Raw genomic sequence first — 15,620 nt, 5'->3', positions numbered from 1 at the left:
GAATGGAGGTTTTCGCCACATGAAGAAAGAGTTCTTCGACATTTATAACGACGACCACGAATGGATCGGCACCGCTCCGCGCGAAGAGGTTCATGCCAAGGGTTATCTCCACCATACGTTCCACTGCTGGATCGTGCGCGATACGCCGGATGGACGCAAGGTTCTATTCCAGAAGCGCCAGACGTCCAAAGACACCTTCCCGGGTTATTACGATATTACCGCAGCCGGACATCTGGCGGCTGGAGAAACCGTCGCCGATGCCGTCCGGGAGCTCGAGGAAGAACTCGGCGTGACCGTCAGCCTGGACCAGCTGATCCCGCTCGGAACCGCCGATTATGAGAATCGGGGGACAGCCGGGGGAAAAGCTTTTATCGACAGGGAGAGATGCTTCATCTTCGGCGCCAAACTGGATCTGCCGTTAGCCGCCTACCGGCTTCAGGCCGAGGAACTGACTGGTCTCTACGAAGCCGGCCTGGACGATGCCCTCAAACTGGCGAATGGCGAGATCGGGGAGATGCAGGCAACCGGCATCCTTTCGGAACCGCGGCCTGCTTCCGACGCCGAAACCTTTGCCTGTACGGTGAGCTTACAGCAATTTGTACCGCATAACAGTGATTATTATCACACGGTTTTTATGAAGCTGCGCGAACTGTAACGGGATTAGCACATCCCCAAACCCCGAAACCTCGTTGCGGCCGCTCCGTCGCAGAAAATCGTTCATACGATGAACGATCTAACGCTGGACTTCATAAGACAAAACGGGCCCCGTCTCAACGGTACCCGTTTTCGTGTTTTATACTTCCTCCGAATCCTCAGTACCGTCAAAATCCCCGATGACTTCCGAGTCAGCCTCGCGTGGATCGACTTCCACGTACTTGCGGTAGATCCGCTCGTAAGCCGGACCGTACCGCTCCGCCAGCTCGCCGCCCAAGTCCTGCTCCACCTCGTAGAGCACCATTTCCTGTGTAAAATGATGCAGCAGCAGCTCCACCATCACAGGATGCTCGGTGACCAGCGCCTGCGTCGCGCAGTCCTCCCCGCGCATGCCCAGCATGCACCAGCGGCGGTCAATGACGAAGGAGAACTTGCGGCCTTTTAATGCATGCCGGTCCCCTGCGTCCTGATTCCACGCCGGCCAGGGAAGCAGCCGCTCCATGCCCGTATCGCTGCCGATACAGGACCAGAGCAGCTTCACCCCCCGCTGCTCGGCCTGCTCCAGCTCGCTGCGCATCAAAGCCGCTTCCTCGCGCCAAACGTCGACGACGATTTCGTGCTCCGCCCGCTCAAGCTCTCGGGCCAGCGCCTCCATAACGTTCCGGTCCCCTTCCACGTTATAGAAGGGCTGCTGATCCGGCTCCACCCGCGGCATCCGGTTCTCGATGAACGAAAGCGATTCCTTCATCTGCCCGGCGATCATCCGGGTGAGCTCCTCCGTCTTCAGCATGCTGTAGCGGACCGGATCCCCTTCGCTGCGGTGCAGATATCCCTGCTGGCATAACCGCTGCAGCGTGGAGTACACATTGGAACGGGACACGCCCAGCCCCTTGGCCACCTCATATCCGGAGGACGGGCCCTTGCCCGCCAGCTCCACCATTATTTTCGCTTCCATCTCCGTGAATCCCAGATTCCGCAGATGATGTAGCAGTTGTTCCATTACGTTTTGTCCTCTCAAAGCTGCCTAAAACCGCTGCCCGCCAAAAAAGCTTCTATTAAGCGTAATCGTGTTTGTTTCTCGTACACCTAAATCTGTTCCGCACCGCATCTCGGGCACCACTTCGAGCCCTTAGGCAGGTCTGCACGGCAAATCTGGCATTTGACCGTATCGCGCGGACCTTCTTCACGCGCCCCCGTATCGTCATCTCCGCTGTTTTCCTTCCAATAGCGGATGCGGCGGTCCAGCTCCAGCTGGCGTTCCCGCTCGCGTTCGAGCTCCTCGGCCTGGCGCCGCTCCCGCTCCGCTTCCGGATCATTTTCGTCGGTAAGGTCAAGATCATCCCACGCTTCCCTCATCGGAAACTCATAATCATAGTCCTGTTCCACCGCGGCTGCGGCTTCCTGCTGGCCGGAATATTCCCGCTCCTCCGGTTCTTCCCGGTAGGTTGGCTCATCTTGGGCCTTGCTCCCGAAAATCGCTTCTTCATCAAAAGCAAAACCGACCGGTTTGGCGGGCTCGCTCGGCTTCACCCCATCATCCGCCAGCTTTCTTCCGCAGGACGGACAGAAGTTGGCATCCAGCGTGGCGACGTATCCGCATTTGCACAGCCGCTCGTTTTTCAGCTCGGCAATCCGGGTACGCAGCTCATCGATTTCTTCCTGAAGCAGGTCGCAGGATTTGCACAGGTCGACCATTTCCTTCTCAGCCTTGCTCATATCGCCAATGCGGTAGCCTTCGTAGAACACTTTTCCCATCTCTCTGTAGTGAATGCCCATTTCCCGTTCGATGTCGGCAATCTGGCTGTTCAGCTTGCTGACCTCCAGCGTTCCCTGAGCTTTTTCCGTTGCGCGGTTAGCCCCTTCTTTGAGGCGCTGAATAATGTTCATGAGTTCTCTCCTCCAGTTTCCATGTCATCCCATTTATTCATTCCAAATGATCATTTACAATAGTAATCTGTGCCCTTGAGCCCATATCATCTGCCCAGGCCGCTGCCCGGGCTGCCTATTACCAAGATACCATGCCGGAGCTTTCCTGTGAAATCCGGGCCTGCCGTCAAACGGCCTTGAATCCGGGAGCTTGGAATCGAGCGGCTGCAGGCGCATCCTTTCCGGATGTGCATATATCATACCAAATTTACAGTGCACTTGTGAAAAAGGCAATCCCTTACAGCCATAAAAGGAGGTCCTATCGATGGCTCAGCCCCCCATACATCTGAATGTTTCGATACATAGCGTGCCTGCGAAGGTGCCCTCTTCCTCTCCGGTTCCCCAGGCACGCCCCGCGTCCCTCTCCACCAGCCGGGAGCTGGTGGGCGCAGGCGACGCGGACGCGTTTTTCTTTCGCGAACTGGAGCGGATGGGCATCCTGTTGAACGCGCCGCAGATCGATGCCGTACGCCACGGCGACGGGCCAATGCTGGCCCTGGCGGGTGCCGGCTGCGGCAAAACGACCGTTCTGGCCGCCCGTACGGCTTACCTGATCGCGGTCCGCGGCATTCCGGGTTCCCGGATTTTGCTGGTCACTTTTACGAGCAAGGCCGCCAAGGAGATCAAGGAAAGAATCGGACGCATGCCCGGCATTTCCGCAGCCGCGGCGCGTGCCGTAGAAGCGAGGACGTTCCATTCCTTCGGACTGCTGCTGCTACGCCAGCACGGATATACCGAGCAAATTTTTGGCGAATTCACGGCCCAGCATACCATCATGAAAATGATTTTGCGCCGCCTGGATCACACCGGATCCTATCAGCCCGAGACGCTGCTCGCGGCACTGTCCGCCTGGAAAATGCAGGGCATGTGGCCGGCTGACCTGCCTGAGGCAACCAAAGAAGAATCCGCCGTCAAACGCATTCTGCTCGGTTATGAAGATTGGAAGGCACAGCGGAACCAGTGGGATTTTGACGACATCCTCCTGCATGCCCGTAAGCTGCTCGACAACCCGGCTACGCTGAAACGGCTGCAGGACCGCTTTCATTATTTGATGGTCGACGAATTTCAGGATACCAACGCGATCCAGTACGACCTGGTCCGGCGGCTGGCCGAGCCCCGGCACAATTTGGCGGTCGTCGGGGACGATGACCAGACCATTTATTCGTTTAACGGAGCCCGGCAGGAATCGATCCTTGAGTTCGACCGCGTCTATCCGGGCACCAAAGTCGTGAATCTCAACATCAATTACCGGAGCGACAGCCGGATTCTCGGCTTGGGGAGCGCCCTCGTCCGGCATAACCGGCAGCGCCGGCCCAAGGAGCTGCTCGCAGCAGGAGCACGCGGCTTCAAGCCCGCGTACTTGACCCCCGCAACCCCGGATGAAGAGGCCCGCTGGGTCGTTCAGCATATCCAGGAGCATGTCGGCCGGGACGGGCTGGACTATGGCGATATCGCCATTTTGCACCGGACGTCCGACAGCAGCCGTGCCGTACTGGAGCAGCTGCTGCTGTGCGGGATTCCTTTTGTCCAGTTCGGCAGCGCACCGGTGTTCTACGACCAGACCTTGATCAAACCGCTGATGGATCACCTGCGGCTGAGCCTGACGCCCCGGCGGAAGGAATCGCTGCAGAGCGTGCTAGGCCCGTTGTATGTACCGAAAGAGGACGGTATGGCTTATATCCGGCAGCAGGAGAAGCTCCAGGCCAAAAAGTATCCGCTCATCCATCTCGCCCGGTGGGAACGGCTTCAGTCTTTTCAGCAGGAGGCGGTCAAGGAGCGGATCCGGTTCATCAAGTCGCTGAAATCCCTCAAACCGGCTTATGCCATTCAGGAAATGCGCAGACAGTTCTACGACAAGTACCTTCAGGCAGGCGATCCTCTAATTTATACCCAGTATAAAGAGATGGTGAGCGATACGCTGGAGGAGTTCGAGAGCGCGGCGGGACGCTTTGATACCATTGAGGAGTTCGTGGCTTATGCGGACGAGCTGACGGCCCGCCATGCGCAGATGGAGGCGGCCCGGGAGGAACGCATCGGCAGCGCCGTTCAGCTCATGACGATCCACCGGGCCAAGGGGCTGGAGTTCCGTCAGGTGTATTGGATCGGCGCCAGCGAAGGGATTCTGCCGCACAGCTCCGCCTTGAAGAAGCAGCCTCCGGCCGATATCAAAGCCGGGCAAGCGCTGACGGACGAGCAGCAGCTGGCGGCCGCGGCGCTGGAGGAGGAACGGCGGCTCGCTTATGTCGCGGTCACGCGGGCCAAGGAGAGGCTGTATATCAGCTCGCCCGCGTACTACCACGGCAAGCCGTCGGCGCCTTCCCGCTTTTTGCATGAAGCTTTCGGCATCCTGCCCCATCCGGACTCGCCCAAGCCCGTTTCACCCAAACGCTGAGGTGTTTTCCTGATTCAAACCGGCCGGTCCCGTGTAAAAAAGCAGTAAAAGCGTTCATGCCTGTCCGGAGCATCCACCGGGACTTGCCAATACACGGGATGCGCGGATGCCATGGATAAGGGAGGAATCTGCCTTATGGATACCGATAAGAAGCGTTACTATATTTCTGTGAGCCATCAGCTGATTCAAGATGTGCCCAATGACTCCGCCGAGTATGAGGTCCTGATGACCGAGACGGAAGTGTCAAAGCTGCGGGATCTGCTGGAGGATCTCACCAAGGAAGACGAGTATGCGTTCAAGCGCACCTTTGTTCCGTATAAATCGGCCGACCATGATGATGCGGCTGATGAGTATAACGATAGACTGATCGCCGTGTATGCTTATCTGCATGAGATCGGGGACGAAAAAACGCGGCGCACGATCGAGGATATGAATATTTTAGGTAAAATGCAGCATACCGATTACCACGATGAAGGGTATGAAGGATCTCCTCTGAACAAATAAAGGGATGATCCCTATATCCCTTCCCGGCCCTTGCCCCGCCTGACTTTCCGGTACCCCGGTACATGGAATTCGGGCGGATGGCAGGGGCTTTTGCGGCCTTTACAGAATTGCTGCATTGCCGTCTTGCTTTGCTTCACCCTCCTATTTTCAGGTAAAATGTATACATAAATAGAATGAACTAAAGCAGCCATTTCTTTCATTCATTCTATACAGCAACCCAATTTGCAGATAGGTAGGAGATTGGCATGAACGAACAGCAGAACCAACAGCTCGTCGTAAGTCCCGTAACGTTGAAAGACCTCCATCAGCTCGATATAGATAACAACCTGCTCCGTCAATTTGAAGAGTGGAAGAAGCTTCCGATGCTGTACAAACTGGCCCTGGAGGAGCTTCAGAGCAAAATCAAGCTGATCAAGACCGAACTGAAGCTGCAGGACGGTTACAGCCCCATCGAACATATCAAGGTCCGGATCAAGGAACCCAAGAGCATCATGAACAAAATGGAGCGCAAAGGATATGAGCTGACGATGGATAATATCCTGAATCATATCCACGATATCGCCGGCATGCGGATCGTCTGCGCGTTTGTCCAGGACATTTACCGGCTGCTTGACCATTTAACCCACCGCGACGACATCCGGCTGATCGAGGTTAAGGATTATATCGCCCATCCGAAGCCGAACGGCTACCAGAGCCTGCACGTCATCGTGGCCGTGCCGCTGATTCTGATCGAAGGCACCCGATGGATGAAGGTTGAAATCCAGATGCGGACCTTGGCCATGGATTTCTGGGCGAGCATGGAGCATATTATTTTCTACAAATATGACAAGCAGGTTCCGCCTCATGTGGTGGCCGAACTGAAAGAAGCTTCCCTGGCCGCCGACAAGCTGGATCACCAGATGCTCCGGCTCCGCCAGGAGATTCTTGCGGAGAACGGCGATTTGATCGAGGGAGCCCTGCATGAAATGCACGAGGGAGAAAGCTAATGCCGGGTGAAATTTGAGGTTGCGAATAAGACCAGCGGCCATGGATCGAGTTATATAACGATTGAATAATGAAAATAAGCCGTCCCCTAACTAGGGAGACGGCTTTTTGGCGTAGTATAGCTAGATGGAACGCCATTACAGCTTCATGTTCGCTTCGTCAAAATAGTCCTCGAGCGCAAGCCCGCTCCGGGCGATGTCCGGTGCCAGGTCCGTTCCGATATAGCGGATGTGCCACGGCTCGTACACGTAGCCGGTCACGCTCTCCATTCCGTCGGGATACCGGACGATAAAGCCGTATTCCGCGGCATGCGCCGCAAGCCAGCGCCCTTCCTCGGACGAGCCGAATACAGCCCCCAGCACGTTGCCGACGCTGGGGCTCGAAACGTCCATCGTCAGGCCTGTCTGATGCTCGCTCGTCCCAGGGACGGCGCTGACACGGGCGGCTTCCTCCGCCCCCTTGGTGCGGACATGCTGCCCGTAAACGGCCTGCTGGCGTTCATAAGAGCGGTAACCGGAGACGGCCCGAAGCTCCAGGCCGGCCTGCGACGCCCCGGCGAACAGCCTTTCGAGCGCGGCGGCGGCCTCCTTCCGCAGCTGCCGTTTCTCATGGTGCCCGTCGAACGTAAAGGGCACGTCCGGTTCCACGAGGTCGGGAGGGGCATACCCTTCCGGAAGGCTGCGCTGCTTGTTGACCACCACGGTAACCGCATCCGGATTGGTCACCACCTGCTTCCCGTTCATGGTCCGGGCCGTAGCCTGCAGCGAATTTTCGCTGCGCTTGGCCAGTACGGGATCGGCGACCCGCTCAAGGCCCTCCTGCCCTCCAGCACCCGAATCTCCGGGGGCGTGCAGGGCTTGTCCGCTCTCCCCCCCTGCCCCTTCCGACCGCTCGCAGCCGCTGAGCACGGCGGACGCCGAGAGGATCAGCGCCGCCAGAAGGCAGGCGCCCCGGCTTCCGGCCCGGGATGGCCCGGTCATGTTCTCTTCTCCGAAGCCGGCGCCGGAGCCGGGGCTGGGGCTGAAGCCAGCCCAGCGGCAGCCGATGGTACCCGCTTCAGCTGCTCCTTGGCCCTCGCCGCAGTCTGCGTCTTGATCGAGCGGATCACCTGCCGGGCTGCCGTCACCTTGGGCAGAAGGCCCGACCAATCCTCCTCCGGCATATCCTTGGCGGGCACCGCCTTCAGATGGACGGCCACCTCCCGGTACGGCGCTCCCGGTTCATGCAACATGCCCTGCTGGGCCGCTTCTGCCAGCCATTCGCCGGGAGACGGGCCGCCTTTGCCCTTCTCCTCCAGGGAGGACAGGTCGCCGTCGGCCAGCTTGGCGTCACCCGGGGGCAGGGAATCAGCCCAGTCGCCGAAGACCCGGCCGAGCAGCTCCTCACGGGGAAGCCCCAGCAGTGCCAGCATGAGAAGCGGCTCCTCCGCCAAGCGCTGACGGATGGCCGGCATCGACTCCGAAGCGTGGGAACATCCGTCTGCGCCGCAGCTGCAGACCGCCTTGCCCCAGGTCAGGGCGGTTTGCCCCAGCAGCTCATCCAGCCAAGGCAGCCGGCTATCCTGCAGCAGTAAATAAAGGTCGGCGGGGCAATCGGCCAGCCTCTCCACGATGGTGCCTGCGGGCACAGCTCCGTCTACCGTCACCGGAATGCCGAGGGTCCATTCCTCACGGCCTTCTGCGGTTGTCCCTTGGGCCCGGATCAATCCGGGTTCCGCTTCCACGATCAGATCCGTTCGGTCGTTACCTTGTGCCTTCATCCCTTGTTCCCTCCTTGGAGTGCCCCAAAAAAATCAGAAGTGTCGAATATCAACATGATAGCCGCAGCCTGCTTAAGGAAACCCTAAGCCGCCGGTTTACATTTACATCCAGTCTTCCCCTTGCAGCATGATCAATTCCTTCAGCTCGTGATCCGACATCTCGGTCAGCCACGTTTCTCCCGAACCGACGACCTGCTCGGAGAGCGACTTTTTATGCTCGATCAGCTCGTCGATCCGCTCCTCGAGCGTCCCTTGACAGATCAGCTTGTGAACCTGCACGTTTTTCTGCTGTCCGATCCGGAATACCCGGTCGGTCGCCTGATTCTCCACCGCCGGATTCCACCACCGGTCGTAATGCAGCACATGATTGGCCCGGGTCAGATTCAGACCGACGCCCCCCGCCTTCAGCGACAGTACGAAGAAGGACGGGCCTTCACCCTCCTGAAAGGCCATGACCATGTCGTCGCGCTCCTGTTTGGACACGCCGCCGTGAAGGAAGAAAGGCGCCCTGCCGTAACGCTCCTTCAGCCTGGACACCAGAAGATGTCCCATTGCCACGTATTGCGTGAAGATGAGCGCTGACTCCTGATTTTCCCGGATGTTGTCAAGCAGATCGAGGAGCCGCTCCATTTTCCCGGAAGACTCGGCTTTTGCGCCACGCACGTCTTCCCTGCCGAGCAGAAGCGGCGAGTCGCAAATCTGCTTCAGCTTCGTCAGCGAGGACAGCACGAGCCCTTTCCGGGCGATCCCCGTCTGCTGTCCGATCTGGCCCATCATCTGGTCCACGACCGATTGGTACATCGCTCCCTGCACTTCGGTCAGCGTGCAGTAAGATTTGATTTCCAGCTTTTCCGGCAAATCCTTGCGGATGTCGGGATCGCTCTTCAGGCGTCTCATCATGAAGGGCGATACAAGCTTATGCAGCTCCTGCAGCTTCCCTGGCGCGACCTCCCCTGTCGTGTACCGCTGCCGGAACGATGTGGAAGAACCGAGATAACCCGGATTGAGGAATTGGAAAATCGACCACAGCTCGCCGAGGCGGTTCTCCACCGGCGTCCCGGTCATCGCGATGCGGTGAGGCGCCGACAGCTTCATGACGCTCTGCGCCTGTTTGGTCCGGTAGTTCTTAATGTACTGGGCTTCGTCCAGCACGACGGTGGACCACAGCACTGAGGCCAGGTCGGAGCCGTCCCTTCCGGCCAAATGGTAGGTGGTCAGCACGACGTCATGCCGAAGCGCCTGTTCCAGAAATTCGTCCCCGTGAAGGCGGCGGTTGCCGTGGTGAATGTACAGCTCGAGCCCGGGGGCAAAGCGCTGCATTTCGCGCTGCCAGTTGCCGAGCAGCGAGGTCGGGCACACGATCAGCACGGGAGGATTGCCCTCCTTGTGCTGCTCCAGCAGACAGGTGATCACCTGCACCGTCTTTCCGAGGCCCATGTCATCGGCCAGGCAGACGCCGAAGCCCATGTCCCGCATCGCGGCCAGCCATTGGTAGCCCCGCTCCTGATAAGGGCGGAGTACGCCGTGCAGCGAAGCGGGAACCGGGCGGACAGGCACCTTCTTCGGCCCCTCCTCGCCAAGAAGGGACTGCAGGTAGCCCATTGTCTCCAGCTCCAGCACCGGAATGCCCTTCCAGGTCCGTTCCCCGTCTTCTCCTGCACTGAGATGCATCCAGTCGGACATGTTCATTTCGCCTTCGTCATGCTTCTTGATATAGCGCAGCACCTGGCGGATTTCCTTCAAATCCAGCTCGATCCATTCCCCGCGGAATTTCACATAAGGCAGGGTCGACTCGGCCAGCTCGGCCAATTCCTCCCGGGTAAGGGTGTGGCCCTCAAGGGCGGCTTCCACCCGGAAGGAGACAAGCTGCTCCAGGCCGATGACCGGATGACCGGGCGCGCCTCCGCCTGCATTTTCCGCCAGCATCTTCAGCGACAATCCCACACGGCGGCGCCCCTTCCGGCTCCACCGGGAGGGCATCTGGACCGTGATTCCGGCTTTCGTCAGCTTCGGAACCGAGAGGCGGACAAAGGCGATCATTTCCTCCGTAGTGAGTTCAAGGCTCTCCGGAGCCGGGCCCCTCAGCGCTTCGGCCAGTTCCGGGGACAGCCTCGACGCATCGCCGAGCGCACGGAGCATTTGCTCCTGCACATTCGGAAAGACGCGGCCGCGGCGGCTGATATCCCGTTCCCGATACGACCAGATGGCCCGGACGGGAATCCATGCCCTGAACTCATCCTGAAATTCAGCCCAGAACGAGACGCACCAGCGTTCCTCTTCCTCGGTATGGCAGGGCTCGAGCCGCAGTCCCAGCTGCATCCGGCCCTGTGCCGCAGCATCCCCGTTTTCCACGGCCGGGATCGAGGTCCCCCCCGTCTCACCAACCGCGGACGCCAGCTCCTCCATCTCTTCTGTGCTCCCTTGAATCGGGATCATCCGGCTGGCGGTCAGGGTACTGTTCCACCACAGCTCCGTCACCGGGGAATATCCTCTCCGGTATTCGGCATGGTAACGGGAAAATTTGCTCTCGTTCTCACGGATCACTTCCCGTACCTGTGCATGGATCATGGCGCCCATAAACGAATGCAGCAAAAATGCCCCCGCTTCCTCCTTGGTCATCGCATCCCTGCCGGATAGCACCGGTACTCCAAGCGCCACAGGCGGCATTGCCGCCGCCAGCTGCAGGAACCGCTCCGCGTCCTGCGGCTGGTTCAGGCTCGGCTTCCATTCCGCCGTCAGCGCCTGCTCACCCGATTTGCGGCGGGTGCCGTTTGTCGGCACAGGGGCCGTCCCCGGTGCGATACAGCCGCGCAGCATCAGCTCCAGGGCGAACCGGGCCGCCTGGGCCCAGTACCCCATCTCCGCCCCGGGCTCCATTCCCGCCTGCCGAATATAAGGCTCATCCCATGCGAGAAGCAGGCTGAAGGCGTCTGCGGCGCTCAGGGCAAGTCCCTCCAGCGTTCTGCCCATGAGCTGGCGCCGTTCCCCCCGGCGGCTCGTACGCTGAGCCGCATGCGCGGACGGGTACTTGAGCTCGGCCAGTCTGAGCGCAGCCTGGGCAAAAGGGCGCGTCCCGTCCGTCAGCGTCAGCTGCTTGACCACTTTGCTCCATGCATCCACTCTCGGTTCGGACATCTCTCCTGAAAAACAAAAAAACACATCGCCAAGCCATACGCCATAAAGCGGTTGATTCATGGTAGTCTCCTGTCGTATCCGTAATTACACATATACTTCCATCTTATACGAAAACGCATGAATTTAAAAACGAGATCCGGGTCTTTTTTAGGCATTTTTCACTATTTTTTTATGCTTTTTGCCCACCATGGGACCGCCTGCCCTCTGCCTGACCCGATCATGCAGCCTCAGAGTAGAAGCGTCTCATTGACGAGCATTCAACGAAGCCGGACCGCATTTAACGCCGTTTTTCTGGAAATACCAGAAAGACGACTCTCGGAAAATTAATTTCCTTATATCTAAAATAACTAAAAAAGCCGGAAACCGTCCCGGGAGCATGAATCTCCCTGAACCGGTTTCCGGCTTGAATCCACCATGGATCTGTATATAGGCTGATCAGGCGGAGATGACCGCCCACTGTCCGCCTTCGGGCCGATCCTGGACCTGAATCATCAGGTTGCCGCTCTGGCCATCGACGGCCCAGCCGAGCGCCCCCTGCTCCATTTGCTCAAGCGTCACCTGCCCGAGCCCTTCGACCTCAGCCGGGCGGAACTTCGGACGGCGCAGCACAAAGCGGAGGCGTTCACGCTTCGCTTCATACTGCCGATGCGGGTAAGCATACGACAGGACAAGCCGGCCTTGCTCGGCCCGCACCTTCAGCTCCAGCTCACTGTAAGCTCCGACTTCGTACCCGTAGCTCACCCCGTCATCTTCATACAGGCGGTAAGAAGCCGCAAAGTCACCTTCCGCTTCCGCGCCATACACATGGAATGTCACCGCATCATCCGCTCCGTCTTCCGCATGCTGCTTCAGCGGACCTTCCGCGATCATGCTGCCGGCTTTCACGTAGACCGGCAAAACGGAGAGCGGACTGTGGGCCAGGATATACCGCCCGCCTTCATGCGCTTCGCCAGTCCAGTAGTCCAGCCAAGTCCCTTCGGGCAGGTATACGGCACGATGATCGGTGTCTGGGCGATAGACCGGCGCGATCAACACGTTGTCGCCGAGCAGGAATTGATCGCACAGATTCGTCACGTTCGGATCGTGCGGATACTCCAGAATGAGCGGGCGAATGACCGGCAGCCCGGTCACAGCCGCCTCATGGAACAGGTTGTACAATTGCGGCATCCAGCGGTAACGCAGGCCGATGTACTCCCGCAGGATAGCTTCGGCCTCTTCCCCGAACGACCACGGCTCCTGCCGCACCGTTTCCAGCGCCGAGTGGTTCCGGCAGTACGGGAAGAAGACGCCCATCTGCGTCCAGCGGATCAGAAGCTCCGCGGAGGTATGGTGGGCGAAGCCGCCGATGTCCGGACCCGCGAACGCCAGGCCGGAGAGCCCCATGTTCAGCACCATCGGCATGGCCATGGCCATATGCTCCCAGAAGCTCCGGTTGTCTCCCGTCCAGACGGCCGCATACCGCTGGATGCCCGCGTACCCGGCGCGGGTCAGCACAAACGGACGGCGGCGGTCCACCTGCTCTTTCAACCCTTCAAAGGTCGATTTGGACATGAGCAGTCCGTAGATGTTGTGCAGCTCCTCATGCGTCAGCGGCTTGCCGTTGTTGCGGTGCATCACGTCCAGATCCATCGTCTTGGATTCGTTGAACACCGCCGGCTCGTTCATGTCGTTCCAGATGCCCTCGATGCCGAGTTCGGTATAGAAGGCATGCTGATCCGCCCACCACTTCGCCGTGCGGTCGTCGGTGAAATCCGGGAAAGCGCTTGTCCCCGGCCATACCTCGCCGAAGAACAGATCCCCCTCCAGCTTCCTGCAGAAATGGTCCTCCCGGATACCTTCCTGATAAATCGGGTATTTCGCATCCTTCTTGACGCCGGGATCCACAATCGGCACGATCCGGATCCCCATCTCCCGCAGTTCACGGATCATGCCTGCCGGATCCGGAAACCGCACCGGATCGAACGTAAACACCCGGTATTCGTCCATATAATGAATATCCAAATAAATGACGTCGCACGGAATCTGCTTCGCCCGGAACGTCCGGCCGAGCTCCAGCACCTCCTGCTGGTTCATGTAGCTGTAACGGGACTGATGATACCCGATCGCCCATTTCGGCGGCAGGTTGATCCGCCCGGTCAGTGTTGTGTAACGCTTGACGACATCCTTCAGCTCCGGCCCGTTGATGAAATAGAGGTCGTAGCTGCCGGTCGTGCAGCTGACCGTAAAGGCGACGCCATGGCTGCGCATGTCGAAATCCGAACGTCCCGGATTATCGAGGAACAGTCCGCAGCTGATGCCGCTGTGCATATGAATCAGCAGCGGAATCGATTCGTACAGCGCTTCGATTTCCGGCATATGCGGAGCGTAGACGTCGGTGTTCCAGTTCGTGTACCGCTCGCCACGTTTATCAAGGAAGCTCGATTTCTCCCCGAGTCCGTAGAAATGGGAATCCTGCGGCATGTCGTACACACCGAAGGCCGATCCGTCCGGGCTGAAGGTGATGCTCTTCTGCTCGGCCAGCACGTTTCCTTCCCGGTCTCTTACGGTCATGGACAATCCCAGCTTGTCCAGCGTCACTTCCAGCGACGCCGTGCGGAACCGGACGCCCCCTTCCGTCTCCTCCAGCTGTGCCTGGACCTCGCCCCCTGCCGCAGCGGCCGGATCGATGGCGACCGTAGTCGACATTTCCGGATCATTTCCGAGGAAATATTTAATGCGCAGCATGTCGTCCGTGACGAATTCCACGGCCGCTCCCCCGCGTTCCGTTCGTACCCAGTAGGTTCCTTCTCTTTTTTCCACGCCGGTATAGATACCCAGGTTCTCCCAAGCCTCTTGCACAATGACAGGACCTTCTTTATCCGGCCGGATTGCTTCGCTGCCCTCCATATCCTGCTTCCCTCCTCTAAGATGAAGAGGCTCCCTTTCATTGGTTCAAAAGGAAGCCTCCAGGTCATTCGTATGCTGCTTAAGCTATTATTTTTTCAAATTATCCCACGTTTTTTGGAAGTCCTCGAACAGCTTGGCCTTGTCGGTCTTGCCGGCGATATACCCCTGCATGCTTGCGCCAAATTCGTTCCAGGCGCCTTCCGGGAATCTCGCGAACTGCCAGCTCAGCAGCTTGTTCTCTTTGCTGTATTTCAGCACTTCCGCGCCGAGCGCGCCCAGATCCTCCTCAGTGGCGTTAATGCTCTTGAAGGCCGGAATGAATTTGAATTCCTTGGTGATGTAGTTTTTGCCCTCATCGGAGGTAACGAGCCAGTTCAGGAATTCCTTCGCGTCATCCTTCACCTTGGAGTTTTTGTTGATGACCCAGTTGTTCGGCACGCCGACAAGCAGCTTGTCATTCTCCTCCGCATTGTCGTTGATCGGCATCGGCAGAATCCCGATATTCATGTTCGGCGTGATGCCGTCGATCTGCACCTGCGTCCAGTTGCCCTGCTGCGTCATAGCCGCCTGTCCGTTCGCAAACATCGTCATTTCCGTGTTGTAGTCGGTCGTCAGCGGATTTTTGTTGCTGTATTTCAGCGTCAGGTCAAACAGATTCATGAACTGGTCCATTTGCTCGTTGCCGGCAAACTTGGCCGTTCCGTTGTTGAGGCCCTCAATGTAAGCGCCCGGATCCTTCTGATGGGCAAAGGCCACGTTCAGCGAGTGCTGGCCGAGAATCCAGCCTTCCTGGTATCCGTTGACGAACGGGGTGATGCCCGCGTCTTGAAGCTTTTTGGCGGCTGCCTCAAGCTCGGTTAACGTCTTCGGAATATCGGTAATGCCCGCCTTTTTGAACAAGTCTTTATTGTAGACAAAGCCGTAGCCTTCCAGGTTCATCGGCATGCCGTACACTTTGCCGTCCTTGGAGATTTGGTCCTTGGCGACATCCACCATATCGCTGACCCATTTTTCACCCGACAGGTCTTCCAGCTTGGCCTGCCACGTATCCAGATCGGTATAACCGCCTACGTTGAAAATATCCGGCTCCTCGCCCGATGCGAATTTCGCCTTCAGTGCCGCACCGTAATCCGAACCGCCGCCTACCGTCTGAATGTCAAGCTTCACACCCGGATGGCTGGCTTCATAGTCGGCTTTCAGCTTGTTGAGCGCCTCGGCAATCTCCACCTTGAATTGGAAAATGTGAATCGTCTTGGTGCCGCCGCTGCCGCCGCTCGCGCCTTCGGCGCTTTTATCTGTTTTGGAGCCGCAGCCGGCCAGTACTACGGATAGGGCCAGCACGGAAGCCAACGCCATTTTGGTCCGTTTTTTCATGATCAA

The 15,620-nt window shown here is 58.5% G+C and carries 11 protein-coding genes; 4 read left to right on the top strand and 7 right to left on the bottom strand.

Annotated elements, in window-relative coordinates; translation table 11 throughout:
* Positions 1 to 19: 19 nt before the first annotated feature.
* The gene (locus K2F33_RS09770; RefSeq protein WP_200633172.1) at positions 20 to 655 is read left to right on the top strand and encodes an NUDIX hydrolase; all 636 of its coding nucleotides are present in this window, start codon (positions 20 to 22) and stop codon (positions 653 to 655) included.
* A 138-nt stretch (positions 656 to 793) separates the two neighbouring features.
* Here the strand turns inward: K2F33_RS09770 and K2F33_RS09765 are convergent, their stop codons facing one another.
* A complete protein-coding gene (locus tag K2F33_RS09765) occupies positions 794 to 1,654 on the bottom strand; it encodes a TrmB family transcriptional regulator (protein ID WP_089549098.1) in 861 nt (286 codons plus the stop codon).
* 86 nt (positions 1,655 to 1,740) lie between these two features.
* A complete protein-coding gene (locus K2F33_RS09760; protein ID WP_076172864.1) occupies positions 1,741 to 2,541 on the bottom strand; it encodes a zinc ribbon domain-containing protein in 801 nt (266 codons plus the stop codon).
* Between the two features lie 304 nt (positions 2,542 to 2,845).
* Between K2F33_RS09760 and K2F33_RS09755 the strand changes: the two genes are divergently transcribed.
* The 3 genes from K2F33_RS09755 to K2F33_RS09745 all read left to right on the top strand — a co-directional run bounded on the left by K2F33_RS09755 (position 2,846) and on the right by K2F33_RS09745 (position 6,462).
* A complete protein-coding gene (locus K2F33_RS09755) occupies positions 2,846 to 4,972 on the top strand; it encodes an ATP-dependent helicase (protein ID WP_263881544.1) in 2,127 nt (708 codons plus the stop codon).
* Between the two features lie 135 nt (positions 4,973 to 5,107).
* Positions 5,108 to 5,476 carry a hypothetical protein gene (locus K2F33_RS09750; RefSeq protein ID WP_089549100.1) on the top strand — a complete coding sequence of 123 codons (369 nt, stop codon included), beginning with the start codon at positions 5,108 to 5,110 and terminating at the stop codon, positions 5,474 to 5,476.
* A 245-nt stretch (positions 5,477 to 5,721) separates the two neighbouring features.
* A complete protein-coding gene (locus K2F33_RS09745; protein ID WP_076172861.1) occupies positions 5,722 to 6,462 on the top strand; it encodes a GTP pyrophosphokinase in 741 nt (246 codons plus the stop codon).
* Positions 6,463 to 6,597: 135 nt separating this feature from the next.
* Here K2F33_RS09745 and K2F33_RS09740 read toward each other — a convergent pair whose 3' ends face one another.
* The 5 genes from K2F33_RS09740 to K2F33_RS09720 form a co-directional block, all read right to left on the bottom strand.
* Positions 6,598 to 7,440, bottom strand: a complete 843-nt coding sequence (locus K2F33_RS09740) for a M15 family metallopeptidase (protein ID WP_263882330.1) — start codon at positions 7,438 to 7,440, stop codon at positions 6,598 to 6,600.
* Positions 7,437 to 8,219 (bottom strand): hypothetical protein, encoded by a 783-nt coding sequence (locus K2F33_RS09735; protein ID WP_263881543.1) that lies wholly within the window; start codon positions 8,217 to 8,219, stop codon positions 7,437 to 7,439. The genes K2F33_RS09740 and K2F33_RS09735 overlap by 4 nt, the downstream gene beginning before the upstream one ends.
* Positions 8,220 to 8,321: 102 nt before the next feature.
* Positions 8,322 to 11,414: a DEAD/DEAH box helicase gene (locus K2F33_RS09730; protein ID WP_263881542.1), complete on the bottom strand. Its 3,093-nt coding sequence runs from the start codon at positions 11,412 to 11,414 to the stop codon at positions 8,322 to 8,324.
* Positions 11,415 to 11,789: 375 nt separating this feature from the next.
* The gene (locus K2F33_RS09725; protein WP_263881541.1) at positions 11,790 to 14,240 is read right to left on the bottom strand and encodes a glycoside hydrolase family 31 protein; all 2,451 of its coding nucleotides are present in this window, start codon (positions 14,238 to 14,240) and stop codon (positions 11,790 to 11,792) included.
* A gap of 87 nt (positions 14,241 to 14,327) precedes the next feature.
* Entirely contained in the window at positions 14,328 to 15,614 is a 1,287-nt protein-coding gene (locus tag K2F33_RS09720) for an ABC transporter substrate-binding protein (RefSeq protein WP_076172856.1), read from the bottom strand.
* Positions 15,615 to 15,620 lie beyond the last annotated feature (6 nt).

Source organism: Paenibacillus sp. PSB04, from assembly GCF_025809195.1.
In the GTDB taxonomy this organism is placed as follows: Bacteria; Bacillota; Bacilli; order Paenibacillales; family Paenibacillaceae; genus Paenibacillus_AQ; species Paenibacillus_AQ favisporus.
This window is presented reverse-complemented; position numbering and strand designations above follow the sequence as displayed.